The 25,288-nt window shown below is 74.3% G+C and carries 28 protein-coding genes and 1 tRNA gene; 8 read left to right on the top strand and 21 right to left on the bottom strand.

Features of this window, described 5'->3' with window-relative positions:
• Window positions 1-603: 603 nt before the first annotated feature.
• The 6 genes from IPL61_14505 to IPL61_14480 form a co-directional block, all read right to left on the bottom strand.
• Window positions 604-1,188 carry a prepilin-type N-terminal cleavage/methylation domain-containing protein gene (locus IPL61_14505; GenBank protein MBK9032497.1) on the bottom strand — a complete coding sequence of 195 codons (585 nt, stop codon included), beginning with the start codon at window positions 1,186-1,188 and terminating at the stop codon, window positions 604-606.
• A gap of 87 nt (window positions 1,189-1,275) precedes the next feature.
• The gene (locus IPL61_14500; protein ID MBK9032496.1) at window positions 1,276-2,202 is read right to left on the bottom strand and encodes a hypothetical protein; all 927 of its coding nucleotides are present in this window, start codon (window positions 2,200-2,202) and stop codon (window positions 1,276-1,278) included.
• Between the two features lie 244 nt (window positions 2,203-2,446).
• The gene (locus tag IPL61_14495; protein ID MBK9032495.1) at window positions 2,447-2,944 is read right to left on the bottom strand and encodes a prepilin-type N-terminal cleavage/methylation domain-containing protein; all 498 of its coding nucleotides are present in this window, start codon (window positions 2,942-2,944) and stop codon (window positions 2,447-2,449) included.
• A 123-nt stretch (window positions 2,945-3,067) separates the two neighbouring features.
• Window positions 3,068-3,586, bottom strand: a complete 519-nt coding sequence (locus IPL61_14490) for a prepilin-type N-terminal cleavage/methylation domain-containing protein (protein ID MBK9032494.1) — start codon at window positions 3,584-3,586, stop codon at window positions 3,068-3,070.
• Window positions 3,587-3,780: 194 nt separating this feature from the next.
• Entirely contained in the window at window positions 3,781-4,323 is a 543-nt protein-coding gene (locus tag IPL61_14485; protein MBK9032493.1) for a hypothetical protein, read from the bottom strand.
• Window positions 4,324-4,345: 22 nt separating this feature from the next.
• On the bottom strand, window positions 4,346-4,840 hold the full coding sequence (locus IPL61_14480) for a hypothetical protein (GenBank protein MBK9032492.1): 495 nt from the start codon (window positions 4,838-4,840) through the stop codon (window positions 4,346-4,348).
• Window positions 4,841-4,850: 10 nt separating this feature from the next.
• Here IPL61_14480 and IPL61_14475 point away from each other — a divergent pair, with 10 nt between their 5' ends.
• Window positions 4,851-5,111, top strand: coding sequence for a hypothetical protein (locus IPL61_14475; protein ID MBK9032491.1), 261 nt, complete (start codon window positions 4,851-4,853; stop codon window positions 5,109-5,111).
• A 150-nt stretch (window positions 5,112-5,261) separates the two neighbouring features.
• On the opposite strand, the gene IPL61_14470 is transcribed toward IPL61_14475, so the two are convergent.
• From IPL61_14470 to IPL61_14455, 4 genes are all read right to left on the bottom strand, one after another.
• Window positions 5,262-5,344: transfer RNA gene (locus IPL61_14470), tRNA-Leu, on the bottom strand.
• 106 nt (window positions 5,345-5,450) lie between these two features.
• Window positions 5,451-5,660: a hypothetical protein gene (locus IPL61_14465; protein MBK9032490.1), complete on the bottom strand. Its 210-nt coding sequence runs from the start codon at window positions 5,658-5,660 to the stop codon at window positions 5,451-5,453.
• A 63-nt stretch (window positions 5,661-5,723) separates the two neighbouring features.
• A complete protein-coding gene (locus tag IPL61_14460; protein MBK9032489.1) occupies window positions 5,724-5,915 on the bottom strand; it encodes a hypothetical protein in 192 nt (63 codons plus the stop codon).
• A 25-nt stretch (window positions 5,916-5,940) separates the two neighbouring features.
• Window positions 5,941-6,273: a tetratricopeptide repeat protein gene (locus IPL61_14455; GenBank protein ID MBK9032488.1), complete on the bottom strand. Its 333-nt coding sequence runs from the start codon at window positions 6,271-6,273 to the stop codon at window positions 5,941-5,943.
• Between the two features lie 160 nt (window positions 6,274-6,433).
• On the opposite strand from IPL61_14455, the gene IPL61_14450 reads away from it, so the two are divergent.
• The gene (locus tag IPL61_14450; protein ID MBK9032487.1) at window positions 6,434-7,294 is read left to right on the top strand and encodes a DUF429 domain-containing protein; all 861 of its coding nucleotides are present in this window, start codon (window positions 6,434-6,436) and stop codon (window positions 7,292-7,294) included.
• A gap of 149 nt (window positions 7,295-7,443) precedes the next feature.
• On the opposite strand, the gene IPL61_14445 is transcribed toward IPL61_14450, so the two are convergent.
• Together IPL61_14445 and IPL61_14440 are read right to left on the bottom strand one after the other, a co-directional pair.
• The gene (locus tag IPL61_14445; GenBank protein ID MBK9032486.1) at window positions 7,444-8,154 is read right to left on the bottom strand and encodes a hypothetical protein; all 711 of its coding nucleotides are present in this window, start codon (window positions 8,152-8,154) and stop codon (window positions 7,444-7,446) included.
• 128 nt (window positions 8,155-8,282) lie between these two features.
• Window positions 8,283-9,017, bottom strand: coding sequence for a hypothetical protein (locus IPL61_14440; protein MBK9032485.1), 735 nt, complete (start codon window positions 9,015-9,017; stop codon window positions 8,283-8,285).
• A gap of 152 nt (window positions 9,018-9,169) precedes the next feature.
• On the opposite strand from IPL61_14440, the gene IPL61_14435 reads away from it, so the two are divergent.
• Complete coding sequence (locus IPL61_14435) at window positions 9,170-9,412, top strand: DNA-directed RNA polymerase subunit omega (protein MBK9032484.1); 243 nt, start codon at window positions 9,170-9,172, stop codon at window positions 9,410-9,412.
• A gap of 155 nt (window positions 9,413-9,567) precedes the next feature.
• On the opposite strand, the gene IPL61_14430 is transcribed toward IPL61_14435, so the two are convergent.
• From IPL61_14430 to IPL61_14405, 6 genes are read right to left on the bottom strand one after another with little or no spacing between them, the layout of a single operon-like run.
• The gene (locus IPL61_14430; GenBank protein MBK9032483.1) at window positions 9,568-10,878 is read right to left on the bottom strand and encodes an NAD(P)-binding domain-containing protein; all 1,311 of its coding nucleotides are present in this window, start codon (window positions 10,876-10,878) and stop codon (window positions 9,568-9,570) included.
• On the bottom strand, window positions 10,878-11,576 hold the full coding sequence (locus tag IPL61_14425) for a hypothetical protein (GenBank protein ID MBK9032482.1): 699 nt from the start codon (window positions 11,574-11,576) through the stop codon (window positions 10,878-10,880). Before IPL61_14425 ends, IPL61_14430 begins: the two co-directional genes overlap by 1 nt.
• Window positions 11,573-12,019 (bottom strand): hypothetical protein, encoded by a 447-nt coding sequence (locus IPL61_14420; GenBank protein ID MBK9032481.1) that lies wholly within the window; start codon window positions 12,017-12,019, stop codon window positions 11,573-11,575. Before IPL61_14420 ends, IPL61_14425 begins: the two co-directional genes overlap by 4 nt.
• Entirely contained in the window at window positions 12,016-13,638 is a 1,623-nt protein-coding gene (locus tag IPL61_14415; GenBank protein ID MBK9032480.1) for a hypothetical protein, read from the bottom strand. Before IPL61_14415 ends, IPL61_14420 begins: the two co-directional genes overlap by 4 nt.
• Window positions 13,635-16,508, bottom strand: coding sequence for a hypothetical protein (locus tag IPL61_14410; protein MBK9032479.1), 2,874 nt, complete (start codon window positions 16,506-16,508; stop codon window positions 13,635-13,637). The genes IPL61_14415 and IPL61_14410 overlap by 4 nt, the downstream gene beginning before the upstream one ends.
• Window positions 16,505-17,341: a hypothetical protein gene (locus tag IPL61_14405; protein ID MBK9032478.1), complete on the bottom strand. Its 837-nt coding sequence runs from the start codon at window positions 17,339-17,341 to the stop codon at window positions 16,505-16,507. Before IPL61_14405 ends, IPL61_14410 begins: the two co-directional genes overlap by 4 nt.
• Before the next feature lie 567 nt (window positions 17,342-17,908).
• Between IPL61_14405 and IPL61_14400 the strand changes: the two genes are divergently transcribed.
• The 5 genes from IPL61_14400 to IPL61_14380 all read left to right on the top strand — a co-directional run bounded on the left by IPL61_14400 (window position 17,909) and on the right by IPL61_14380 (window position 21,840).
• Window positions 17,909-18,259 carry a DnaJ domain-containing protein gene (locus IPL61_14400; protein MBK9032477.1) on the top strand — a complete coding sequence of 117 codons (351 nt, stop codon included), beginning with the start codon at window positions 17,909-17,911 and terminating at the stop codon, window positions 18,257-18,259.
• Between the two features lie 12 nt (window positions 18,260-18,271).
• A complete protein-coding gene (locus IPL61_14395) occupies window positions 18,272-18,664 on the top strand; it encodes a hypothetical protein (GenBank protein ID MBK9032476.1) in 393 nt (130 codons plus the stop codon).
• 36 nt (window positions 18,665-18,700) lie between these two features.
• Complete coding sequence (locus IPL61_14390) at window positions 18,701-19,417, top strand: class I SAM-dependent methyltransferase (GenBank protein ID MBK9032475.1); 717 nt, start codon at window positions 18,701-18,703, stop codon at window positions 19,415-19,417.
• Window positions 19,418-19,481: 64 nt separating this feature from the next.
• On the top strand, window positions 19,482-20,903 hold the full coding sequence (locus IPL61_14385) for a sigma-54-dependent Fis family transcriptional regulator (protein MBK9032474.1): 1,422 nt from the start codon (window positions 19,482-19,484) through the stop codon (window positions 20,901-20,903).
• Window positions 20,904-21,048: 145 nt separating this feature from the next.
• A complete protein-coding gene (locus IPL61_14380) occupies window positions 21,049-21,840 on the top strand; it encodes a hypothetical protein (GenBank protein MBK9032473.1) in 792 nt (263 codons plus the stop codon).
• An 83-nt stretch (window positions 21,841-21,923) separates the two neighbouring features.
• Here the strand turns inward: IPL61_14380 and IPL61_14375 are convergent, their stop codons facing one another.
• From IPL61_14375 to IPL61_14365, 3 genes are read right to left on the bottom strand one after another with little or no spacing between them, the layout of a single operon-like run.
• A complete protein-coding gene (locus IPL61_14375) occupies window positions 21,924-22,982 on the bottom strand; it encodes a hypothetical protein (protein MBK9032472.1) in 1,059 nt (352 codons plus the stop codon).
• The gene (locus IPL61_14370) at window positions 22,979-23,815 is read right to left on the bottom strand and encodes a DUF455 family protein (GenBank protein ID MBK9032471.1); all 837 of its coding nucleotides are present in this window, start codon (window positions 23,813-23,815) and stop codon (window positions 22,979-22,981) included. Before IPL61_14370 ends, IPL61_14375 begins: the two co-directional genes overlap by 4 nt.
• Window positions 23,812-25,230: an MYXO-CTERM sorting domain-containing protein gene (locus IPL61_14365; GenBank protein ID MBK9032470.1), complete on the bottom strand. Its 1,419-nt coding sequence runs from the start codon at window positions 25,228-25,230 to the stop codon at window positions 23,812-23,814. Before IPL61_14365 ends, IPL61_14370 begins: the two co-directional genes overlap by 4 nt.
• Between the last annotated feature and the right edge of the window lie 58 nt (window positions 25,231-25,288).

Genomic DNA, 25,288 nt, shown 5'->3' with positions numbered 1-25,288 from the left:
TTGATGTCGATGATGTGGCACAGAGCCTGCGAAATCTGCGGGGGGATACGATGGCTGATCTTACCTTCCTGGCGGGGGGCGTGGCGCATGGGGACCACGCAGTTTTTCCCCACCTATGGAACCAACCCGGCCCGGCCCCCCCCCCCCCCCCCGGAAACAGGCCCGGCGGCCCGGCCAACCAAAACCGCTATTTTGGCCGCGCTGGTGCCTGGGCAACCGCCAATGCAGCGTGAGCCCGTGGCCCACCGGTGGGGTGGGGAACCCCTTCCCGTTCGGATCGGCGGACCCTGACCCGAACGAGGGAAAACATCACCACCGCCCCCCCCCGCCAGCGCTTGGCACCCGTTCCGTCCCGCACCACCCGGGCGCCGGAGGTTGTCTCACTAGCGCGCGTTGACAAACGTCAGTCGCGAATCGTCGGCCTGACGGGCTGGGCGCTTGGCCAGCCGCTGATGAGGAAACCGTTGAGCGTCAGGTGACGCTGACGGCGTCGCAGTCGTGCCAATGGGGGCAGGTTCCTGGGTTGCGACGGCCTAGAATTGCTAGTTTTTCGGGCGTTCCATGGGTCTGCGACTCAGGAGCCTGTCCCCGCTTTGCGCTGCGTCAGTCGCGGATAGTCGGTCTGACGAGCTGGGCGCTGGGCGAGCCGCTGATGAGGAAGCCGTTGAGCGTCCAGGTGACGCTGACGGCGTCGCAGTCGAGGTTGCCGGTGGCGGTGGCGGTGTAGGTCGTGCCGCTGCCGCCAGGGGTATAGGCGTACTGAAAGAAGAACGGCTTGGTCATCTCGAAGTCGAGCGCGTCCCAGGTCGGGTCGCCGATCCAGTCAGTGCTCACCGCGGCACAGCGCCTGGTGCTGGCGACGTTCTGCGTGCAGCAGTCGAGGACCGGCGTCGCCACGGCTGACGTGGTCACGTACCCGGCGTTCTCATGGAAGCCGCGCAGGTTCGCCTTTTCGATCGAGGCCAGGTTGAGCTGCGCCTCGCTCTGCTTGGACCGCTTCATGTAGTCGAGGAACTGCGGGATCGCGAGGGCCGCCAGAATCCCGATGATGGCCACCACGATCATCAGCTCGATGAGCGTGAAGCCCCGGAGCGGACGGACGTGAGAGCGGCGCACGTGTCGATCATGATCAACAGTCGTGCCAGTGTCCAAAAAACCCGAAACCGGGCCAAGGTCCTGAAAGCACATCGCGCGAAGGACGTAACGGCGGATACAGCCGGGGCCAATAGACCACTTTGTGCACGCCCGGGTGACGCGTTTCGTCACCCAACCCCGTCAGGGTGAACTTTCTTTAAGGATTTCTCCTACATCGTCGGCGAGCGGGGGCAGCGGCTCGATGGGCTCGAGGGTCGGGACCTCGGGCTCAGACAGGCCCGCCGGATCGAACCACGGTGCGATGGCCGGGCCCATCACCGCGTACATCGCCGCCGACATCTCCGGGCGATCGCGCCGCCAGGCGTCCTCGAACCGCTGGCGCTCGACGTCGAGCTCGTAGGCGATCGTGTCGGAGCTGGCCTGGGTCAGCTTGGCGAGCTTGGCGACCAGACGGTTCCGGATATTGGCGTCCGAGGTGTAGAGCACCAGCTCGCGCAGATCGCGGATGGCCTTGTCGCGCTGGCCCAGCTCGGTCTGCAGGTGCGCGACGTACGTGCCCAGGGTCTTGGGCGCGTTGGGCAGGCGCACCGCCTTGGCCAGGAGCGCCGCGCCCTTCTCCTTCCAGGCGCGCACCTGCGCGGGATCGTCGCTGGTCAGGCGCAGCGCGTAGATCTCGCCGGCGCGCTGCGGCAGGCGGTAGTTCTTGGGGAACCGCTGCATCCCCGCCTCGAGCAGCTCGATGATCCGCAGGTAGTCGGCCTGCGTCGGCTGCATCGTGATGCTCCACATCGCCAGCGAGCCCCAGGACATCGGCTCCTCGAACGCCGGGTCGAGCGCGGCGATCGACGCGATCAGGTGCTGGATGCCTGGGGAGGTCGCGCCGTCGTCGCTGCCGAAGTACGCCAGGCCGCGGATCCACAGGAGATCGGCGCCGAGCTCGCGGTAGCCGAGCGTGATGTACGGCGCCGCCGCGGGCGACGGCACGTACGGCTCGTCGACGCCCTTGGGCCAGTGCTTGCGCTCGCGGTTGGCGGCGGCGCCGAGCTCGCGCGCGCCCAGCACCAGGCTGATCGCGACGACCGGCGCAGCGAGCGACAGGATCCGCACGCCGTGATCCTACCCGATTCCGGCTCGATCGTTCGCCGAGGCCGAGGTCGATCCGTCCAGGTGCGGCGGCCGAAACACCGAGGCGCGCGCGGCGAAGTCGGCGGAAGCCCGTGACGGCCGCCAGTGCGGCGGCTGCAACACCGAGGGCGCGCCGGCGACGTTGACCGAAAACATCGACGGCCGCCTGGTGGCGGCCGTCGGTCGAGTGGCGAGCCTGGTGGCCCGCGCGCAGGTCAGCTGACGATCAGTCGCGGTTGGTCGGCTTGGTGTAGATCGCGTTGGCGGAGCCATCGTTGGTCGTGTCTGCGACGGTGTAGACGATCGGGATGCCGTCGCAGTCCATGTCGCCCGTGGCGGTGGCCGTGTAGGTCACGCCGGTGGCAACGCCGGTGTACGCGTACTGGAAGAAGAACGGCTTGGTCATCTCGAAGTCGAGGGCGACCCAGCCCGGGCCGGCCCAGTCGGCGGCGACCGCGGCGCAGCGCTTCGAGCCCTGGAAGTTCGTCGTGCAGCAGGTCGCGACCGGGGTGGCGACCTCGACGTTCGGCACGTAGCCCGCGTTCTCGGCGTACTCGCGGATGTTGGCCTTGTCGATCGCGTTCAGGTTGAGCTCGGCCTCGCCGCGCTTCGAGCGCTTCATGTAGTCGAGGAACTGCGGGATGGCGACCGCGGCGAGGATGCCGATGATCGCGACGACGATCATGAGCTCGATGAGGGTGAAGCCGCGGTTGATCTTGCGCATGGTGGTCTTCATGGTCGTAGTGCCTTTCGTTGCGTGTGGCCGTTGTGGCCGTTGTTGGCTGGCCGGGCCACACGCGTGGCTGCCGGTCGAACTTACTGGGCGCGGCGGCGCGCCCGAGAACCGTTAGAAGCCCTCGTTCTGCTTCTGCACCTTGGTGTCGCCGCTCCAGGTGAAGTAGTACCCGTCGCGGGTCGTGCTGCCGTCGAGGTTGCAGTGCGCGAGGAGGTAGTACCAGTCGGTCGCGGGCCCCGCGGTCAGGCCGAACTCGCCGGCCTTGGTGCCGAGGCCGACCGCGCTGCCGGCGGTGCCGGCGATCGCGACGTAGCCGCAGTAGAGCTTGTCGTTGGTGAGGCGCAGCTTGAGCGTGGTCCACGACGCGGGCGGCGAGGACGCGAGCTGCGCGGTCTTGGTCGGCGTCGTCGGATACGTGTCGGTCTCGCCGGTGCCGGTCGAGAAGTACGTGCCGTTGGCGAGGTGGTACTCCTCCTGCCGCTGGCGCATTTCGGCGAACACCGCGTTGACCTCGGAGCTCCGCGCCTTGCGGGTGGTGCGCGAGAACTGCGGGATGGCGATGGCGGCGAGGATGCCGACGATGGCCACGGCGACCATCAGCTCGACCAGCGTGAAGCCTCGCCGTTGCACGGTGAGGGACTTTGCAGCGCGTGTGCCACCGCGACCGTACGTCTCAACGACTCGAAATCACACTGTGCGGTCGCGCACCCATTCGATCGAGGGACGAAACGCGGCGCTCGTGGTCCCAAAAAATGTCACCCGAAACCCGAAACGTCACGAGGGGTTGTGGTCGCGAGGGTGTCGCGTGGGGTAGCCGCGCGCGATCACGGCGCGCCGGCGACGCGCAGCGCGCTGACGGGCGACAGGTGCGGCTGGGTATCACCCGGTCGGCGTAGGCGGCCGCCCTGGCCGTGATAGTCCGGGAAGGGCTGTGCGGGGTCGAGCACAGTCACGACCACATCGCCACGGCGGGTGAGGAACAGGACGGGCGCGGTGGCGGTGGCGCCGGTCGGCCGATCGAGCTTGAGCGTCATGCCGCTGGGGCCGACCGCCTCGATCGTGCGCCCGGGCGCGTCGAACGCCGGCACCAGCGTCGTGAGCCGCCAGGCGCGGCGCTCGGTGTCGACGAAGTCCGCCGGGATCGCCGCGAGGCGGGCCGCGTCGAGCGCCGGCGCGTCGGTGCCGTCGATCGTCACCGCGATCGACAGCTGCGGCGGGATCTCCACGGTGGGCGGCGGCGGCGCTGTCGGCGACCGCTTGGTGCGGCTCTCCTCACCGGCCTTCGAGCAGGCGGCCGCGAGCAGCAGCGCCAGGATCGGGCCGAGCGAGCGGGCGCGGACGCGGCGAGGCGGGCAGGCGGGTGCCATGGCTCGCCGTCAGTGTAGCGCGCTACTGGCAGACCGTGGCGTCGAGCGCGAGCGAGTCCCAGAAGAACGAGGACTCGAGCGACAGATCGTTGGTCGAGCGGAACCGCAACCGCACGGTCTGGCCGGCGTGGGGCGTGGCGAAGATGAACGAGAACGGCGTGAAGGCGGCCTGGACCGTGACGTTGGTGAGCGCCTGCGGGGTCTCGAGCACCGCGCCGCCGGTGGTCAGGAGCTCGATCGCGCCGGTGTCGTAGACGGTGGTGCCGGTCTCGCCGGTGGCCACCGCGTACTTGCCGCGCAGCACGAGCTGGGTGGTGCTGGCCGGGATCGTCACGGTCTGCTCGACCGCGTCCGACGCGCTGGTGAAGCCGCCCAGCCAGATCCGGTTGGGCGCGGTGTCGGCGGCGACGCCGCCGGTGTCGGCGGTGATCGGCGGGTACAGCGGATCGACCGGGGTCTCGACCCAGCCGGTCGCGCGCGGCGTGGCGTCGACGTTGGCGTTGACCAGGAGCTGCACCGTCGAGACCGTGCAGCCGCCGTCGATCGGCAGCGGCGCGTCGATCGGCAGCGGCGCGTCGATCGGCAGCGGCGCGTCGATCGGCAGCGGCGCGTCGATCGGCGGCGGCGCGTCGATGGTGATCGCGTCGACGGTCGCGGCGTCGACGGTCGCGACGTCGACGGTCGCGGCGTCGGTCGGCGTCGGCGCGTCGATCGGCGGCGCGGCGTCGGGATCAGCCGCGTCGACCCCAGGCGCCCCGTCGATCCGGCGCGCGTCGACCGGATCGTAGTCGGTGGTGCTGCCCGACGCACACGCACCCGTGCCCAGCGCCACGGCGATCACTGCCAGGTACTTCATCGGCGAAAATTGTCCCGCCGTTGGCGCGCGATCGCAACCGCGCGCCAACCGATGTGCGCTGGCGCACCCCACACCCCGCTCGTGCCGGGGGTCGGACTCGAACCGACACTCCCGCGAAGGAAGGGGCTTTTGAGACCCCCGAGTCTACCATTTCTCCACCCCGGCTCCGACGAGGCTTCGTCGGTGGCGGTCACGAGCGACCGCCGAGCGGAAGCGTCAGCTCCCGCAGGTGTGCGAGCCTACCGCGACCGGCGCGGCTCGCGCACGGCACTCACATGCCGCAGGGGTTGCCCTCGCACGGGTTGCCGTACGCGCCGCCGCCGTAGGCGTCGCCGCCCATGTCGCCGCCGCCACCGGTGGAGTCCGTGGTGTCCGTGGTGGTGTCGGTGTTGGCGGGGGTGGTGTCAGCCTTCTTCTTCGAGCAGGCGGTGGCACCGACGGCGAGGGCACAGGCAACAACGAGGATCGCGAGCTTCTTCATGGGATTCTCCTTACACAAGAAATGCGCGGTTGGCCGCGCGCTACGCCGGCGATTGCCGGAACTTTAGTACCCGCACGGGTCGCCCCCGTCGGGGTCTGGTCGCGGCTCGCCGGTGGGCTCGCTCGCGCCATAGGTATCGCCGCCATAGGCGGCGTCGCCGGCCGGATCGGCCGGCGTGGTCGTGGCGCGCTTGCTGCCACAGCCGGTGACGCCACCGGCGGCCAGCGCCCCGATCAGGGTCAGGGTCACGGTCACGCGCAGGGGGTCAAGGTCATGCCCTTCACGAGGCCTCCGCCATCGCCGAGGCCTCGGCCAGGGCCGACTGCAGCTCGCCCCGGGCGTGGGTGTCGCCGCGGGCGGTCGCCACCTCGATGCCGCGGGTGTAGAGCTCGATGGCCCGATCCGCCCGGCCCAGCTTCGCGGCGACGCCGCCCGCCATCAGGTAGCTGGGCACGTAGTCGGGGAACGCGGCGATCAGCTCGTCGAACGAGGTCGCGGCGGTCTCGAGCTCGCCCCGGCTCCGGAACTCCATGGCGAGGCCGTACCGAGGAAATGGATCCTGCGGAGCCTTGGCGATGAGCGCCCGGAAGCTAGCGATTCGGTCGAGGGCCATGGACAGCGGCGGACGAAGAACGCCGACCGCGGGCCGTGCTTACACCGGGATTGCGCACTTTGTCACGTGGTCGGGTGAACCTTGTGATCCCGCGGATCTCGACCGGCCCCTGGACGGTCGCGGGTGGTCAGGGACGTCCAAACGGGCTAGAAACGATCTCATGCCCCGGCGCTTCACGAGCTTCGTCGGCGTCGATCTGGGCGGGGCCCGGGGCAAGACGACGGCCGTGACGCACCTGGTCGCGGTCGAGGGGCGGGCCCGGGTCCAGGCGGTGTCGACCCGGCACCGTGGCGAGCCCTGGATCGACGCGAGCTTGCTCGACTTCGTGGGGTCGCTGGGCGAGGACCTGGTGGTGGCGATCAACGCCCCGCTGACCGGCCCGGCCTGCGGGCGGTGCGTGGTCCCGGCGTGCCCTGGGGTCGAGGCCTGCGTCGACCCGGCCGTGGTGTGGCTGCGCACCGAGGGCCGGGCCCTGGCCGAGGGCGCGACGATGTCGGCGGCGGTCCAGGGCGCGAGCCGCGAGCGCACGGTCCGGGAGCCGGTCCGGGGCCGCTGGCGGGCCCAGCCCTATGCCCACCGCGCCACCGAGGTGGTGCTCTGCTACGACCGCGGCCTCCTGCCGCCCAGCCAGCTCGGCCACGCGGTCGGGTTGGTCGCGGCCCGGGCCGCCCACCTGCGGCGGCGCCTGGTGCGGGCCGGCTTCGCGCTGCACCAGAACCTGCTCGAGGTGTCGCCGGCCGCGACGATCGCCGCGCTGTTCGATCGGCGCCGGGCCCGCGGCTACAAGCGCGACGCCGACCCCTGGGAGACCCGGGCGGGGCTGGTCGAGCAGCTCGGCGATCTCGAGTTCGCGCCGGTCAGCCGCCTGGCCCGCGAGGACGCGCTGTCCAACGATCACTGCTTCGACTCGTTGATCGCTGCGTACACGGCGTTCCTGTGGGCGCGGGACGACTGGGCCATGCCCGAGGCGGGCACGCCGTTCGCCGAGGACGGCTGGATCTGGGTGCCCCCGCCGCGCTGACCGTCCGCTGCGGGCGCCCGCTCTCGCGCCGCAGCGCTGAGCGCTCGCCTTCGATGAGCGCGCACGGGCGCCTGGGCCGCGACGCCCAGGGACCGAGCTCGAGGTGCCGGTGGCGTGGATGCCCGCGCGAGGTCCCGGCGGAGCGCCTGCTACTGGATGCGGACCAGGAGCGAGTACGGCCCGGCGACGCCGGGGTTGTACCCGTCGACGGCGATGAACACGGTCTGGGCCGCGGTCGCGGTGTAGCTCGCGGTCTCGGCGCCGCCGGCGAAGCCGCTGTCGTCGCCGGCGAGGCAGGTCGGCGTGTAGGTGCACGGCGTGACCAGCTCGAGCGAGATGTCCCATGACGTCGTCGGGGTGGCGGTCGCGGTGACGGTCTGCCCGGCGGTCAGGTTGACCACGTAGATGTGATCGGGGCCGTCGGGGGCGTAGCCGGTGCAGGCCGAGGACGGGCTGACGTCGTCGGCCGCGCCGGTGGTGTCGCCGGTCACCGTGACGCCGGCGCCGGTCGCGGCCGCCGTGAGGTTCTGGGCCTGGGCGCAGGTGTCGGGCACGGTCGTGGTCGGTGCGTCGATCGCCGGGGCGTCGACCAGGGGGGCGTCGATCAGCGGGGCGTCGATCAGCGGGGCGTCGACGATCGTCGCGTCGACCAGCGCGGCGTCGGTGGTCGCGGCGTCGGGGACGACGACCGGTCCGTCGATGACGACCGGTCCGTCGATGGCGACCGGTCCGTCGATCGGTGCGACCGGCGCGTCGATCGGGCCGGCGGGGGCGTCGACGTCGCCGTCGCCGGTGGGGCCCCCGGTGGCGCATGCGGTCAGCGCGAGGAGCACGGCGAGGCGACCAGCGGAGCGACCCATGGCGCGGACCGTACGATCCGCGCCGGGCGCGTGACAACGGCGAATGCACCTCGTCGTCCGCGGCGAGCGGCGCGCTTGTGCGTCGATGTGTGACGACGACCGGCCCTGGCGCGCTCACCGCGCGACGATCACGCCGCGCGCTGGGGATCGCCGGTGGCGTCGTCGTCGGCCTCGTCGTCGAGCCGATCGTCCCGATCGGCCCGGTCGGTGACGTCGCCGCCGCGCGCGCGCAGGAACTCGAGGAACGCGATCGCGCTGGGGAGATCGATGGCGGGGATGCCCTCGAGCAGCTCGCGCCCGCGGCGGCGCAGCGCCTCGCCCGGCGCCTCGGCGCCGTGGGTGACCGGCTTGCCCTCGACGACCGGCAGCTCGGCGGGCGGCCCCACCTCGCCCCACGGCGGCGGGTTGGTGCCGGTGATCTGGTGGGTCTCGAGCCAGTTGTGGATGTGCCAGTGCAGGAGCTCGGCGCGGTACGAGAACCAGCGCTCGCGCTCGGCCGGGAACGCCAGGAGCACGTCCTTGAACCGGCGGAACGCGCCCTTGCCGTCGATCGACATGATCAGGCGCTCGCGCAGGCCCTCGTCGGCGACCGAGCCGACGAACTTCTCCATCCACCGGTACTGCTCGCGCGACGACGCCGGCTCGACCCGGAGGTAGCCGCGCGGGTTGTCCGCGACCTGCTGGCGGCGCAGCGCGGCCTCGACCTCGCCGGCGGTGATCGTCACGACCTTGCCGGTCGTGAGGTCGAGGAAGCTCTCGGAGTCCGAGGCGTTCCGCTCGACGGCGATCTCGAGCGTGTCCCAGTCGAGATCGAGGGAGCGGGCGGGACGGTCGGACGGCTGGGTCGGGAGCCGGGCGTTCATGGGGCTGGTCACGCTACGCACTTTCGACGCCTGGCGACACGGGGTCCATCCACGTCCACCCACGTGCGGCGTCGATCCAAGCCTACCCTCGCGGCGCCGCGGTGTCGAGTCGCTTGACAGCGACGGTGTGGGCGCTAGTATCCGCCACCCCTATGGCCCGCGTTACCGTCGAAGATTGTCTCGAGAAGGTCCCCAACCGCTTCGCCCTGGTCGTACTCGCCGCTGAGCGCGCGCGCCAGCTGTCGCGGGGGGCCACCTCGCTGGTCGAGTGCGACAACAAGCCGGCGGTCACGTCGCTGCGCGAGATCGCCGACGGCTACGTCGCGTTCCGCGAGGACGTGAAGGCGACCGTGGTCGAGTTCATCAACGAGCGCCGCAAGACCGGCTACATGTGATCGGCGCGCCGGCGGCCTCGGACTGACCGGCGCAGGAGCACCCGCTGGGAGCTCCAGTTGGGATCGCCAGATGGGAGCTCCAGTTGGGATCTCCAGTTGGGAGCGCCCGCTGGGATTTCACGCTGGGCCTCGACCCGCAGATCCCCGGGATCGCGTCAGGCCTCGCCCCACTTCTCGACCAGCTCGATCCCGATCGTCCGCAGCAGCTCGGTCGGCGGGGTGCCCCCGATCTGGACGATGACGTCGTCGTTGTCGATCGTCTCGAGCGTGCGATCCCGGCGCAGCTCGACGTGGTGCTCGGTGATGCGCACGACCTCGGTGCTGAGGTAGGGCGTCACCGCGCCGCTGGCGAACGCCGCCTCGATGCGGTCGCGCACCGACGCCCGCATGCGCGCCAGCTCCGCGCGGCGGTACGACAGGCCGATCGAGGCGGCGACCTTGGCGTCGGCGAGGCCGAGCGCGCAGTCGGCGGCCGCGTTGCCGCCGCCGACCACCAGGACCCGCCGCCCGGTGAACGGGCCGGGCTCGATCATGCGGTAGCTGACCTTGTCCAGCTCCTCGCCCGGGACGCCGAGCTGGCGCGGCGCGCCGCGGCGGCCCAGGGCCAGGACCACGTTGGCGGCGGGCTCGTCGAGGCCCTCGCCGCGGATCCGCCAGCCCGCGCCCTCGCCGACCAGGGTCTCGACCCGGGCGCCCTCGCGCACCGGCAGCTGGGTGCGCAGGCGGATGTCGTCCCACAGCGCCAGCAGGTCCTCCTTGGACATGGTCTTCCGGCGGACGGTGCCGTAGCCGGGCAGCTCGAGCGTGCCGGTCATGACGACCTTGGCGCGCGGGTAGTGCGTGATGGTCCCGCCGAACGTGCCCTGCTCGAGCACCAGCACGCGCAGGCCGTGGGCCATGAGCGCCAGCGCGCTGCCGATGCCGGCCGGGCCGGCGCCGACGACGATCACGTCGTGCTCGCCGGCGCGCCCGCGGCGGCCCGAGCGGGCGATGTCGTCGCCGGCCTGGCGGGCCTGGGCGATCGCGTTGCGGATGAGGCCCATGCCGCCGAGCTCGCCGACCACGTAGACGCCGGCGTGGCTGGTCTCGAAGGTCGAGCTCACCTTGGGCAGCTCGACGCCGCGGGTCGCGGTGCCGAACACCAGCTTGATCGCGCCGACCGGGCACGCCGCCATGCACGCGCCGTGGCCGACGCACGCCAGCGGGTTGATCAGCCGGGCGCGGCCGTCGGTGATGCCGAGGATCTCCTTCTCGGGGCAGGCGCGCACGCACGCGCCCGAGCCGATGCAGTCGTCGAGATCGATCACCGGGTGGAGCGAGGTCGGCAGCGCGTCCTCGCCGAGCGCGGCGATGTCGTCGTGGACCTTGACCGCGCGCCGGTGCTTGCGGCGCTCGAGCCACGTCCACGCCAGGTACGGGACGCCGGCCAGGGCCACGAGCAGGGCGATCGCGACGTAGCCGCCCATCAGTGGCGTCCGTTCGGGTGGCAGGCCGCGTTGCGGCAGAACTGCGGATTGGTGTCGCTCCAGACGTAGTCGCGCACCTCCTGGTGATCGCGGTCGGCGCGGGCGCGCGTGTGCTCGCCGGTGTGGCAGCCGGTGCAGGTCACGTTCATGCCGCCGGAGTCGGGCAGCCCGGTCGAGCGGATGTGGCAGTCGGCGCACGGCAGCTGGTGCGGGCCGTTGGCGATCGGGAAGCGGTCCTCGGGGTGGCCGTGCTTGAGGCCGTCGGGGTGGCAGGTCAGGCACGGGGTGTGGGGCGTAGCCGGGATGTACTCGTAGGTCGGCTCGCCGGCGTGCGGCGCCACCAGGTCGGGCTCGAGGTGGCAGGTCAGGCAGTCGGTGTTGGCGCCGCCTTGGGGCGCGCCGAGCGCGGGCTTGTGGCACGCGCCGCAGTCGGCCTGGGCGTGGGGGCCGGTGCGGATCGGGAAGCGGTCGTTGGGGTGGAGCCCGGCCGGCCGCCAGGCGATCGTCGAGTGGCAGTCGCGGCACTCGGTCGGCTTGTCGCCCACGTGGATCGGATCGGTGGCCTGCTCGTAGTTGTTGCGGTGGCACGCGTAGCAGTCGTTGTCGGCGAACGAGTCGGTGTTGGCGTGGCGCTCGAGGCAGCCGGTCGCGGCCGCGAGCACGATCACCGTGAGCAGGTGCGCGGCGCGCATGGTCATCCGCCTCCGGTCTGGTGGCACGGCAAGCACGAGCTGGGGTTGTTGGGGTCGCGGTGGTGCGCGTCCTCGTGCTCGTGGCACAGCGCGCAGATCGTGTTGGCGCCGCCGGCGCTCGGCCCGCGATCGGGGTCGTGGCACTCGAGGCACGCGACGCCGCTGTGGTCGCCGCCGCGGCGGAAGCGCCCGGCGTGGGGCCCCTCGAGCGCCGGCTGCCAGGCGCTGGTCTTGTGGCAGTCGCTGCACGCGCGGTGGTAGCGCGCGGTGTCGGTGGTGTGCGGCGGCGTCGTGGTCGCGGTGTAGTCGCTGTGGTGGCAGGTGTAGCAGTCGTTGCCGCCGGTCTGGATCAGGCCGGGATCGTGATCGCGCAGGCACCCGGCGACGGTCAGCGCGAGCAGCGCGACGAGCGCGAGCTTCGACAGCGCGACGAGCGAGCGAGCGGTCATGGCGCGGGCCTCCAGGCCAGGGTGGTGAGCACGGCCAGGGCGTCCCGATCCTCGCCGGTGGTGGCGGCGAGCGCGAGCGCGGCGTCGAGCGTGGGGCCGACGCGCAGCCGGCCGTCGAGGGCGAGGGTGTGCGAGACGAAGCGATCGAGCGCGCCGGCGTAGGCGATCAGCTCGGGCCGGTAGCGGAGCCCCGCGTCCCAGCGCCGCCCGCGGTCGAGCGCGACGCCGGCCTCGACCGCGTACCAGTCGAGGAAGCCGGCGCGCCCGCCGGCGCCGCCCGCGACCAGCCGCAGGTGCGGCCGGAGGCGGTACTCGAGCCGCGCCAGCGCGGCGAGCTCGTCGACGGTCGCCGCGGTCATGGTGCGGCTGGCGCGGACGGTGGCGTCGACGGCCCACGGCCCGCGGGTCAGGCCGACCGCGGCCGACGCGTCGAGCGTGCGATCGTCGCCGGCGCAGGCCTCGGTCGCCGGGTCGGCGCCGACCGCGCCCTCGCTGCGCCAGCACAGCCAGTCGCGCGGCAGCGCCGCGGCCAGGCGCAGGCTGCGCTCGGGGCGCGCCAGGCCGAGCTCGATCGACGCGCGCTGGCCGCGCCGGTGCCAGTCGAGCGCGGCGCCGGCGCCGGTCACCTCGACCGCGCTGGCGCCCCACGGGTTGTCGGACGCGAACGCCTGGGCCTCGGCCCAGCCCGACGCCGTGAGCGCGCCGCGGCTGGCCTCGGCGGTCGCCGTGACGCGGCGCTCGTCGAGGGCGCCGCGCCAGGTCGAGCCGACCAGCGTCAGCGACAGCCGCGGCTGCCACGGCCCGGTCGCGTCGTCGTAGATCGCCTCGGCGCCGAAGCGCGCGGCGCCGGCGTCGGGGCGGCCGTCGATGGGATCGGGCACGACCCCGCCGAACCCGGCCAGCTCGACGCCGCCGACCACCGCCATCGCGCGCACGCCGTCGAGCAGGCCGACGCCGGTCGCGGCCCAGGCCAGGCGGCCGAGCGCGAGCCGCGGATCGTAGGCGTCGCCGTAGCGGAGCTGGGCCTTGTGCACCCACACCGGCGTGCGCGCGCCGCTCGTGCCGTCGAGGTAGCCCCGGCCGCTGACGTCGAGGTCGACCGCGAGCGGGCGGTCGCGCACGAGCTGGTACGACACCTGGGCCCGCAGATCGGCGCCGGCCGAGGGCGACGACGCCAGCGCGGCGGCGCCGTGGAGCGTCAGCGCGGCGTGGAGCCGGCCGACGGTGCCGCCGGCGCCGAGCGGGACCTCGGCCGGGTGCTGGGCGTCGGCCGGGCGGGTCGGCGTCGGCCACTGCTGGCGCCAGCCGTCGAGCGGACGCGGCGCCGCGAGGCGCGCCACCGCGGCGCTGGCCGCGCCGGGCGTCACGTCGGCCACGCCGGTCGCGCCGACGGCCAGCGGCGCGCCGTCGAGCCGCACCGCGGCGGTCGCGGCGGTGGCCTCGACCACGGTCAGCGTGCGCGCGCCGATCTGGATCGTCACGCCGGCGACCACGCCGGCGTCGCGCCCCGGCGAGACGAACGCGACGTCGCCGGCGGTGTCGACCACGGTGACCGCGATCGGGTCCGCGACCGCGATGGCGGGGACCGCGACGACCAGCAGCGCGAGGGCGGCCCTCATCGCGCGCTCCCGCGCGGGTGACACGCCAGGCAGCCGGCCGTGCGCCGGGTGATGAGCGCGGTCGTCGGGTGGGCGCCGCGCAGCGCCTCGACGGTGTGGCAGCCGTCGCAGCGGGTCCGCCGGAGGCGCCGACGGTCGGTGTGGCAGCTGGCGCAGTCGACGCCGGCGTGCGGGCCGCTCGACAGGAGGAAGTACGCGTCGTGGCGCACGGCGGCGGCGGCGGCGGTGCGCGCCGGCAGCATCGTCGGATCGAACACGGCCGGCTTCCAGCCGCTGGTGCGGTGGCACTGGCCGCACGTGCGCGGGAAGCGCGCCTGGGTCGGGTCGGCGGGATCGCCGTCGTGGTCGGGGTGGGTGCTCGGGTTGCGGTAGTCGGCGGCGTGGCACGCGTAGCAGTCGGTCGGCGCGCCGGTCCAGGTGCGCTCGCCGCGGGTGTGGCAGGCGACGCAGTCGATGGTCGCGTGGCGGCCGGTCAGCGGCATGCGCGTGCGGCGGTGGCGCGCGAGCGTGTCGGTGTCGCTCCACGCGGTCGCGGTGTGGCACTCCGCGCACGTGCCCTCGACCCGCTGCTGGTGCGGATCGCGGTGGCAGCCCGCGCACGTCGACGGCGGCTGGCCCTTGCCCTGGTGGCAGCTCGAGCACGGCCGCTGGGCGTGGGCGCCGCGCAGCGGGAAGCCGGTGCGGTCGTGATCGAAGCCGTGGCCGGCGGTGCCGCCGAGCGACCAGCCCGCCGGCGTGTGGCAGGCCGAGCAGTCGAGATCGTCGACGAGGCCGCCGTGGGCGCTGGCCGGCGCGGGCGCGGCCGGCGCGGGCGCGGGCGCGGCTGGCGTGGGCGCGGGCGGGGTCGCTGACGTGGGCGCCGCGGGCGGGGCCGCCGCGGGCGGGGTGGGCCGAGTCGCCGCGGGCGGGGTGGCCGCGGGCGGGGTGGGCCGAGTCGCCGCCGGCGGGGTCGCCGCGGGCGGGGTGGCTGCGGGCGGGGTCGCCGCCGGGGGCGCCGCCAGCGCGACCGCGGTCGCGAGCGCCAGGGCCAGCGCGATGATGACGCGGCCGATCACTTCGCGCCCTCCCGGTGCGGGTTGGCGTGGCAGTCCTTGCAGGTGCGGTAGCCGAGGCGGTATCGGACCGCGGTGGCGCCGTTGCGCAGCTCGCTGGTGACGTGGCAGTTGCCGCACGCCACCGCGGCGTGCTTGCCCTCGAGGCGGTAGGTCGTCTGCGCTGTGTGGTCGAAGCCGGGCAACGTGAACCGCGCGGTGGTGTGGCAGTCCTCGCACAGCGCGCACCGGCGGGCTCAGGCGGAACTGGCCGCCGTGGACGTCGTCGTGGCAACCGTCGCAGGTGCGCGGCACGCCGCGGAACGCCGCGGCCGCGGTGCCCTTGGTCTCGCCGTGGCAGCGCGCGCACGCGGTGGTCGCGTGCGCGCCGAGCAGCGGCCAGGTCGAGTGGTCGATGCGCGGCTGGTGCCAGTCGTTGGTGGCGTGGCAGCTCGCGCAGCCGCCCGCGGCCATCTCCTTCGCGAACTGATCGCCGTGGGGGTTGGCGTGGCACTCGACGCACGCGCGCTTGGGCTGCGTCCAGTCCAGGCGCGGGCGCGGGGCGGTGTGGCAGCCGGCGCAGGGCGTGCCGAGGTGGCGGCCGTCGAGGACGAACGCCGTGCCGGCGTGCTGGGTCGGGCCGAACGTCGTCGGCGCGAAGCCGCCGACGGTGTGGCAGGCCGCGCACTCGCCGGCCGCGCGCGCCGCGAACTCGCCGGCGTGGCGATCGGCGTGGCAGGCGGCGCAGCGATCGAACGTGAGCTGGCGGTAGCGGGCCGCGGCCGGCTTGTCCTTGGGGTGGCAGCGCGCGCACGCGGTCTGGGTGTGCATGCCCTCGAGCGGATAGGCGGTCTTGGCGTGGGCGTCGCGGCCGACCTGCTCGGGCAGGCCGATCCACTTGATGGCCTTGTGGCAGCCGCCGCAGGCGTTGCCAAACTTGGCCTTGTGCACGACCTTGTGGCAGTCGACGCAGTCGTTGCCCTTGCTCGGCGGCTTGCCGTTGCCCTTGTCGTGGCACTTCGCGCACCCGACCTTGCTGTGGCCGTTGCGCAGCGACAGCCACGGGTGCTGCGACCGCATCAGATCGGCCGCGCTCTCCCAGCCGCTGGTCTGGTGGCACGCGGTGCACGGCTTGGGCTTGAACTCGCCGGCGTGCGGGTCGTCGTGGCAGTCGTCGCAGGTCGCGAACGCGACGCCCTTCCACTTGCTCGGCGTGCCGTGGCACTTCTCGCACGCCACGGGGACGTGCTTGCCGGTGAGCGGGTAGCGCGCCTGATCGTGGTCGAACTTGTCCTTGGCGAACTCGCCCCAGGCGGTGTCGTTGTGGCACTTCTTGCAGTCGCCGCCGAACCGGTTGCTGTGAGGATCCTTGTGGCAGCTCGCGCACGCCGGCTTGGCGCCGACGTACTGGGTCTTGCCCAGCGGGCTCTGCTTGGTGTGGCACTTGGCGCACGCGACCGGCTGGTGCTTGCCGGTCAGCGTCCAGCCGGTGAGCGCGTGGTCGAGCTTCTCGGGCGCGCCGCCGGGCCAGCGCACCAGCTTGGCCTTGCGGCCGATGTGCTCGACGTGGCAGTTCTCGCACGCCTGGCCGCGGTACTGCTTGCCGTGCAGGCCGGCGCCGGCGTCGATGCGGGCGCGGAGATCCTGGTGGCAGTCCAGGCACCGGCTGGCGACCACCTGCCGGCCCGACTGGTGGCACTTGGCGCAGTTGCTGTCGCCGTCGATGTTGGCGTGGGCGGTGGTCAGCGGCCCCGGCGACAGGAGCTGCGCGGCGGCGCGGCGCGGCGCGGCCGCGACCACGACCAGCCCGACGATGAGCGCGACGACGAGGCGCCTCATCCGAAGATCCAGCGGTAGCCGTAGTGCCACGCGATGCCGGCGTGGATCCCGACGGCGATGAGCATCAGCAGCGCGAAGAAGCGGTGGAGGCCGCGCCAGCTGCGCAGGAGCGCGGCCATCCCGCTCGAGCGCGCCTCGGTCGCCGAGGCCTTGTACAGCTCGCGCCAGGCCGCGCGGACCTCGACGGTGGCGTCGGCCTTGGCCGGCTCGAGCAGGCGCAGCGCGCTGCGCCGCAGGGCGGTGACCTTGCGCCAGCGCGGGATCGCCAGGACGCTGCGCAGGAGCGACGCGTTGGCGGCGAGGCGGGGCGCGGGCAGGCCGTCGACGATCGTCGCGACCTGGGCCCGGGCGCCGGGCGCCGCGGCCTCGAGCCCGTCGAGCGCGACCCGCAGCCGGCTGGCGTCGGGCGGCGTCAGCGCGTACAGGAACCGGCCGATCAACCCGGTGACGAGCACGAACGCGAGGCTGGCCGCGCTGGTCTTCGCGATCGGCGTGCGCAGCTGGAACGCCGAGTGGAACGCCGCCAGGAGCGCGGCCAGCACGCCGGTGAACACGTGCAGGTCGAGCCAGACGCGCATCGAGCCGAGGCGCGTGCTCGCGATCCGTCGACGCAGCAGGTACGAGAGGTTCAAGAGCACCAGCGCCGCCGCGACGAAGCCGTAGCCGTTGCCGATGAAGCCGCTCGGGCGCAGCTTGCGGTAGTCGGGGTGGACGACGCGATCCTCGAGGGACAGCTTGTAGAAGCTCCAGCCGCGGTGCGCCATCACGACGGCGGCGGCGATCAGCAGCACACCGAGGACGTACGGGAGGATCCGGCGCGAACGTCTCGCCATCGAGCTCAAGGATGGGCCGGGATCGGCGCGAAGTCACCGCTTCGGTTGTGCAACTTTGGGACAGCGCCGTCGGGTGGCGTCGACGGTCGGCGCCCGAAAAGTTGCCCGGCGGTGGGCGTGGCTCCTAGATGTGGGGTGATGAGCGACGCTGGCGAGCGCATCGAGCGCGGCGACTTCGCCCGGCTGGTGTACCGGCTGGGGCGCAACGAGGCGACCGGCGTCCTGGCGATCGCCGACGAGCGCGATCGGGCCGAGGTGCTGGTGCTGCGGCGCGGCTCGCTGTGCGCCGACGACGCGCGCGCGGGGCTGCTCCGGCTGGCGCGGCTCGCCGGGATCGGGCCGGCGACGGCGCGCTTCGACGGTGGCGTCAGCGTCCACCCGCCGGTGCCGGCGGCGCGCACGGTGCCGTTGGCGGCGTGGGCGCGCCGCCACCTCGAGTCGCAGCTCGACGCCACCCGGGCCGAGGCGCTCACCGCGCAGCTCGCCGGCGCGCGCCTGTCGGTGCGGCCGGAGCTGACGCCACCGGCGGCGATGCTCGACGAGGCCGACCGCAGGATCCTCGCGGCGATGGCGCAGCCGCGGCGCCTCGATCAGCTGTGGCCGCTGGCGCGGACGCCGCGGTTCCGGCTGCTCGCGTTCCTGCACTTTCTGCGTCAGGTCGGCGGGCTGGTCGAGGCCGGGATCGGCGCCTACGACTCGGGGCCGCACCGGGCGCCGCTCGATCCGCGACGATCCGCCGCAGCGCGGCTCCTGGGCGTCGACGACGTGGCCGACCGGGAGGCGATCAAGCGCGCCTACCGCCGGCTCGCGCGGGCCTTGCACCCCGATCTGCAGCCCGAGGTCGTGGCCGAGCGTCGGCGCGAGCTCGAGGGGCGGCTGGCCGAGGTGACCGCGGCCGCGCAGACGCTGCTAGGGTAGTCCTCGGACGACATGGACCTCGCCGCGACCGCCCGCGCCATCGAAGTCGAGACCAGCGCGCTGATCGCGACGCTGCCGGACCTGCCCGCCGATCGGCTCGCCGCGGTCCGCGCCGAGGTCGAGGCCCTGGCCCGCGGCGCCACCGGCGCGATCGCGACGACCGCGACCACGCTGGCGGCGGTGGTCGCGGTGTACCAGGACGGCCGCGCGGTGCTCGAGGGCTGGGCGGTGGTCGCGTCGGCGGCGCACTCGCTGACCCGCGCGCTCGCGGCCCCGGCCGGCGCCGACGCGGCCCTGGCGGCGGTGCGGTTCGAGCTCGAGACGCTGCTGCCGCCGCGGGTCGCGCCGGCGCCGCGCCCGGGCGCGCCCGACGTGCCGCTGACGTCGCTGGTCCGACGCACGTAGCCGCGCGCCCGGGGCCCGTGCTAAGCACCGCACGCGATGGCCGCCCTCGACAACCGCACCTACTACGACGACTTCGCTGGCTGGTACGAGCGCGAGCGCGGCAAGGGCTACCACCGCATGCTCGACGACCTCGAGGTCGAGCTGGTCGAGCGCTACGGCCGCGGCCAGGACGTGCTCGAGGTCGGGTGCGGCACCGGGCTGATCCTGGGCCGGGTCGCCAGCTTCGCGCGCACCGCGACCGGCATCGACCTGTCGGGCGGCATGCTGGCCAAGGCCAGCGGCCGCGGCCTCGCCGTGGCCCAGGCCTCGGCCACGGTGCTGCCGATCGCGACCGCGTCGATCGACGTGGCCTACTCGTTCAAGGTCCTGGCCCACGTCGCCGACATCGGCACCGCGATGCGCGAGATGGCGCGGGTGGTGCGGCCGGGCGGCTGGGTGCTGGCCGAGTTCTACAACGCGCGCTCGATCCGCCGGCTGGTCAAGGCGCTCAAGCCGGCCACCGCGGTGTCGACGGCGACCAACGACGAGGCGGTCTACACCCGCTACGACACCAAGGCCGACATCGCCAGCTACCTGCCGCCCGAGCTCGAGTGGGTGACCACCCGCGGCATCCGGATCGTCACGCCGGTGTCGTACGTGCACCAGATCCCGATCGTCGGCGCGGTCGTGCGGCGGGCCGAGGGCTTCCTGGCCGACCGGCCGATCGCGCGCGACCTGGGCGGGTTCATGGTCGTGGTCGCGCGGCGGCGCTAGGCGGCCGGCGGGATTGCCTGACGCGCCGCCGGACGGGGGCGCGCGGGCTTGCTACAGTGACCGCATGGGACGCGTGCTCGTCGTCGACGACGAAGCCTCGATGCGCGACTTCCTGGCGATCTGCCTGCGGCGCGCCGGCCACGAGGTCGCGCTGGCCGACAGCGGCGTGGCGGCGCTGGCCGCGCTCAACGCCCGCCCGGCCGACGTGGTCGTCACCGACCTGCGCATGCCCGGCGACCTCGACGGCCTCGGCCTGCTCAAGGCCGCGCGCCTGCGCTACCCCGACACCGAGGTCATCCTGGTGACGGCGTTCGCGACCGCGGACACCGCGCTCGCGGCGATGAAGCAGGGCGCGTACGACTACCTGACCAAGCCGTTCAAGGTCGACGAGATCAACGCGGTGATCGGGCGGGCGCTCGAGAAGCGCGCGCTCGTGGCCGAGAACGCGGCGCTGCGCGATCAGGTGGCCGGGCGCGTGCGCATGGCCCAGCTGCTGGGCCGGTCCAAGGCCATGCAGCGGGTGTTCGAGATGATCAGCAAGATCCACTCGACCCGCACCAGCGTGCTGATCACCGGCGAGAGCGGCACCGGCAAGGAGCTGGTGGCGCGGGCGCTGCACACCGAGGGCAGCCGCGCGTCGGGCAAGTTCGTCGCCGTCAACTGCGGCGCGATCCCCGAGGAGCTGATGGAGTCGGAGCTGTTCGGGCACGTCCGCGGCGCGTTCACCGGCGCGGTCGGCGATCGGCCGGGGCTGGTGCGCGAGGCCGACGGCGGCACGCTGTTCCTCGACGAGATCGGCGAGCTGTCGCTGGGCCTGCAGGTCAAGCTCCTGCGGGTGCTGCAGGAGAAGAAGGTCAAGCCGGTCGGCGGCACCGCCGAGCTCGACGTCGACGTGCGCGTGGTCGCGGCCACCAACCGCGAGCTCGAGGACGAGGTCGCGCGCGGCGGGTTCCGGCAGGATCTGTACTACCGCCTGAACGTGATCGAGGTGCGGATCCCGCCGCTGCGGCAGCGGCGCGAGGACGTCGCGCTCCTGGTCGAGCACTTCGTCAAGCGTCAGACCAAGGAGGTCGGGCGCCCGATCACCGTCACCGCGGCCGCGCTCAAGCTGCTCGAGGACTACGACTTCCCCGGCAACGTCCGCGAGCTCGAGAACGTGATCGAGCGGGCGGTGGCGCTGGCGGCGTCCGACGAGATCGGCGTCGAGGATCTGCCGCGCCTGCGCACGACCGCGGTCCGGAGCGTGGTCGAGGCGGCGTCGGCGACGGTCGTGCTGCCCGACGACGGCGTCGACCTGGATCGGCTGGTGGCCGAGTACGAGCGGGCCTGGGTCGCGCGGGCGCTCGAGCGCACCGGCGGCGTGCGCAAGAAGGCGGCGACGCTGCTCGGCATCAGCTTCCGCTCGATGCGCTACCGCCTGGCCAAGCTCGGGTTCGACAAGGACGCGGCCACCGGCGACGGCAAGGACGACGACGAGCTGGCGTGAGCGTCGGCCGCGGCGCGCGCCGGGCGCGGCGATCGCCACGCGGGCCGCGCCGGTCCCGCGCGCGCGCGGCCCCGGGCCCTGGTTGGGGGCGCCGCCCCGGGGCTCCGCGGTCGGCTCGAGCCGCGCGCTACCATCGACGCCGACGATGACCGCGCCCCACGTCGACCCCGCGATCGCGCGCGCGCGCCGGCGCGCCGGGCTCCTGCTGTACGCCGCGATCCAGTTCGTGGTCCTGACCGCGATCGCGATGGTGGCCTACGCCGGGGGCTCGTTCGCCGATCCGTCGTCGCGTGGCTACCAGTTCACCCGCAACTTCCTCAGCGAGCTCGGCGCGACCCGGTCGTGGGGCGGGCGACCGAACCACGTCTCCGCCGGCCTGTTCGCGCTCGCGCTCGGCGGGCTCGGCCTCGCGTTCGCCGCGTTCGCGGGCACGTGGCGCGCGTTCGCGTTCGGCCGCGGGCGCGCGCGGCGCGCCGGCGTCGCGGCCCAGGCCTGCGGCACCGCCTCGGGGGCGGCGTTCCTGGCGGTCGCGGTCACCCCGATCAACGTCGCGCTCACGCTGCACAACGCGTTCGTGACCGCGGCGTTCGGGCTGCTGTTCGGCTACGCCGCGAGCATCACGGTCGTGTCGTGGCGAAACGGCGCGCCGCGCGCGCGGCTGGCGGCGAGCCTCGCCTACCTGCTGCTGGTCGGCGCCTACTTCGCGACCGTCGTGGTCGCGGTCCGGACCGGCGTCACCACGGCGCGAGGGTTCCAGATGATGGTGATCTCGCAGAAGCTCGTCGCCGGCGCGTCGATGCTGTTCATCGGCTACGTCACGCTCGCCACGCGCCGCGAGCTGGCGCCCGGCGCCGCGATCGCTGGGACCAGCGCTGGGGACGCGCCGCGACGCTCGGCTTCGTCGAGGGTCCGCCCGGCGTCGCACCGCGATCCTTGACGCCGCGATCCAAGGTCGGGTCGTGGCCGGGGGTGGCCTCGGCCCAGCGCGACACGCCCGCGCGCGCGCGCACCGGCACGCGCTCAGGCTGGCGCCCACCAGGCCGCGGCGCTGCCGTCGGCGGCGTGGACCAGCGCGGTCGCGGTCGGCGGCGGCGGGCCGCCCAGGCCGAGGGTGATCGGCCGACCCAGGCGCTCGGCCCAGGCCCGGGCGACCAGGCCGAAGGTCAGGCGCGCGTTGATCTCGCCGAGCGGGTGGAAGCCGTCGGCGTGGGCGAACGCGTCGACGACGAACGGGCCGCGGTAGCCGGCCGCGCCGAGCCGCGCCGCCACCGTCGCGACCACCGCCGCCAGGGTCGCCCGCTGATCGGTGGTCAGCGCGGCGCCGTCGTCGATGGCCAGCGCCCGGACCACGCCGCCGGCGTCGCAGATCCCGCGGTGCGGCGGCAGCACCAGCGCGCGGTCGCGGTCGAGCACGACGCCGCCCTGGCCGACGTCGACGGTGCGCGCCATCCACGGCTCGACCACCAGCGCGCCGTGGATCGCCAGCAGCCGCGCGATCCGGGTCGCGGTGGCGTCGTCGAGCGCGCGGCCGTGGCGGCGGACGCGGTCGCGGCCGGCGGCGGTGAGCGGGGCCTTGGCGACCCAGGCGCCGGTCGGGCTGGCGTCGGCGCCGCCCGCGGCGAGGTGGGCGCGCAGGGCCGCGACCGTGGCGATGACCCGCGCGCCCGGCAGCGCGACGCCGAGCTCGGTCGCGAGCGCCAGCGCGAACCGGCGATCGTTGACCTGCCGGGCGATCGGCACCGACGCCGGCGGCAGCGCGTGGAGCGCGTCGCGCCAGCCGACCTCGGGCCCGGGGGCGGTTGGGGCGGCGCCCGGCGCGTCCGCGTGCGCGCCCCAGGCGGTCGCCGGGCCGAGGTCGGCGCGCGGGCCGTGCAGCCACCGCGGCCGGGCCACGCCGTCGCGCGGCACCTGGTCGGCGGCGATCGGCGCCGGGAGCCACACGCGATCGTCGTCGTCGTCGGTCAGCACCCGCAGGGTCGTGGCCAGGAGCGCCAGCCGCGCGACCACCGCGGGCGGCAGCGCCGGGCCGCCGGCCCACGCGACCTCGCAGTCGAGGTTACCGACGATGAGCCGGCTCACGGGCGCCGGGGCCCGCGCGCCCGGGGGCCGCCGCCCGGCCGGGTCGGCGTGGCCGCGGCCAGCTCGGCGATGAACTCGTCGTCGAGGCCGGCCCGCCGGCGGGCGTCGACGTCGAGCTCGACCCCGCGGGCCCGGCTGGCGCCGAGCGGGAACGCGACCGTGCGCTGGTACGCCGCCAGCATCGACTCGCCCGGCGCCAGCTTGCCGACCCAGGTGGCCGCGAACCGGACGTGATCGACCTCGTCGTCGGCGACCTCGTCGAGGATCGCCGCGGTGGTGGCGTCGCCGACCGCGCGGGCGGCGTCGGCGTAGGCCCGGGCCAGGTCGAGGTTGGCGTTCTCGAACGTCAGCCCCATCGTGCACACGAACGCCAGCGGCGTGGTCAGCCGCGCCCGGTAGTTCCAGAAGTGTCCGGAAACCGGACAGTCGAAGGGGGCGCGCCCGAGCGCGGCGGCGCGCGCGAAGTAGGCGCGGGCGTGGCGCTGCTCGTCGCCGAGGATCTTCCACAGCCCGGTGCGGAACGGCCGCGGCGCGTCGGCGAACCCGCACAGCGCCCACGCGAACAGCTCGGCGGCCTGGAGCTCGTGGTTGGCCAGGGCGTGGAGGATCCGGGCCCGCTGATCGCGATCGCCCATGCCCTCGATCGGCGGCACCGTGACGTCGCGGCCGCGCCGCAGCTCCAGGCCGGGCGGGCGGCCGGGGCCGGGCAGCCACTCGGGCGCGCGCGGCTCGGCCTCGACCGCGACCTCGGGCGGCGCCGACGCCAGCTTGGCGTCGAGGTCGGTCGCCAGCACCAGCGCGCGCGCGAACGCGTGGGCCGTGGGCGCGGTCACGGGCGGGCCTCGGCGCGGCGGCGGCGGGTCAGCGCGGCCAGCACCAGGCCCGCGCCGAGCGCGCCGAGCGGGGCGTCGTCGTCGCCGCTCGCGCAGCCGCACCCGGCCGCGTCCTCGGGCCAGCACCGGCCCTGGTCGGCGCCGACGTCGACGCACGCGAAGTCTTCGCCGCAGCTGTCGGCGCGGGCGAGCGTGCACGGCTCGGTGCAGCGGCTGGCGTCGCCCCGGGTCGCGCACTGGCCCGACAGGCAGTCGTCGGGGCCACGGCAGGCCGCGCCCAGCCCGCCGTCGACGTCGCCGCCGGGCACGCAGCGGGCGTCGACGCAGCGGTAGCCGGCGCCGACCACCGCGCACGCGGCGTCGTCGGTGCACGGGTCACCGACGGTGACGACGCGGGTGGCCGTGGTCACGGCGCCGCCGCCGTCGACCGCGCGGACCGCGAGCGTGTGCGGCCCGCGCGCCAGGCTCACCGGCGCGATGAACACGTACGGGCCGCCGGTGAGCGTCTGCACCGGCGCGTCGTCGACCGCCAGCTCGGCGCCGGCGACGCCGTCGGCGTCGATGATCTCGGCGCGCACGGTGAAGCCGGGCACGACCGCGGCGCCGGCCGCGGGGGCGAGGATCGTCACCGCCGGCGGCGCGGCCGGGGCGGGGCCGAAGACCGCGCGCAGCGCGGCGACGGTGTTCTGCTCGGTCGCGCCGCACATGCACTCGGCGGCCGGCTGGCAGCAGCCCTGGGTGCCGATGCACGAGCGCTCGTCGACGAAGCGCTTGCGCGGCGGGTTGGGCGCGTAGGTCATCGCGTCGCCGGGCAGGAGCTCGTGCGACAGCCCGAAGCTGTGGGCCGACTCCTGCGAGATCGTCCAGCACGCGTCGTAGACGTCGGCCGGGCGACGGTTGAGGAACGAGAACGACATCGCGTTGGGGATGACGTCGCAGGTGAACGACGCCACGCCGGTGACCGCCGACGGGAAGCCCAGGTCGCCGGGCAGCCCGGCCGCCATCGCCTCGAAGTGCGGCACCGGGCCCGGATCCTCGGTGACGACCGTGACGTCGAACGGCGCGTAGTTCTCGCGCACGCACGCGACGATCGCCTGCCAGGTGGCGAGCGAGCCGCTGTACGGCCGCAGCGTGCGCGGGTTGGTGCCCGAGACGATCGCCGAGACGTCGGCGCGCGCGTCGTCGGGCGCGGTCAGGTTCCCGGGCGTGACCACGCAGCCCGCGGGCCAGCAGTTGTTCACGTACAGGATGTGCGAGGGCGTCGCCGCGGCCGGGCCGGGGCCGCGCGGCACCACGACGAACCCGCGGCCGCCGCCGTCGAGCACCGGGGGCGACGCGGCCACCTGGGCCGCGGCCGGCGTCGCGGCCGCGACCGCCAGCGCGATCGCGATCGTCACCGGAGCCGCGGGCGCCATGGCGTCACGGTAGCGCGGTCCGGCGGCGCCGCCGGCGCGCGGTGGGCGCGGCGCGCCC

This window comes from Myxococcales bacterium (genome assembly GCA_016717005.1).
GTDB lineage: Bacteria > Myxococcota_A > Polyangia > Haliangiales > Haliangiaceae > UBA2376.
Note: the sequence above shows the minus strand (reverse complement) of the source record. Positions and strands in the feature narration are given on the sequence as shown.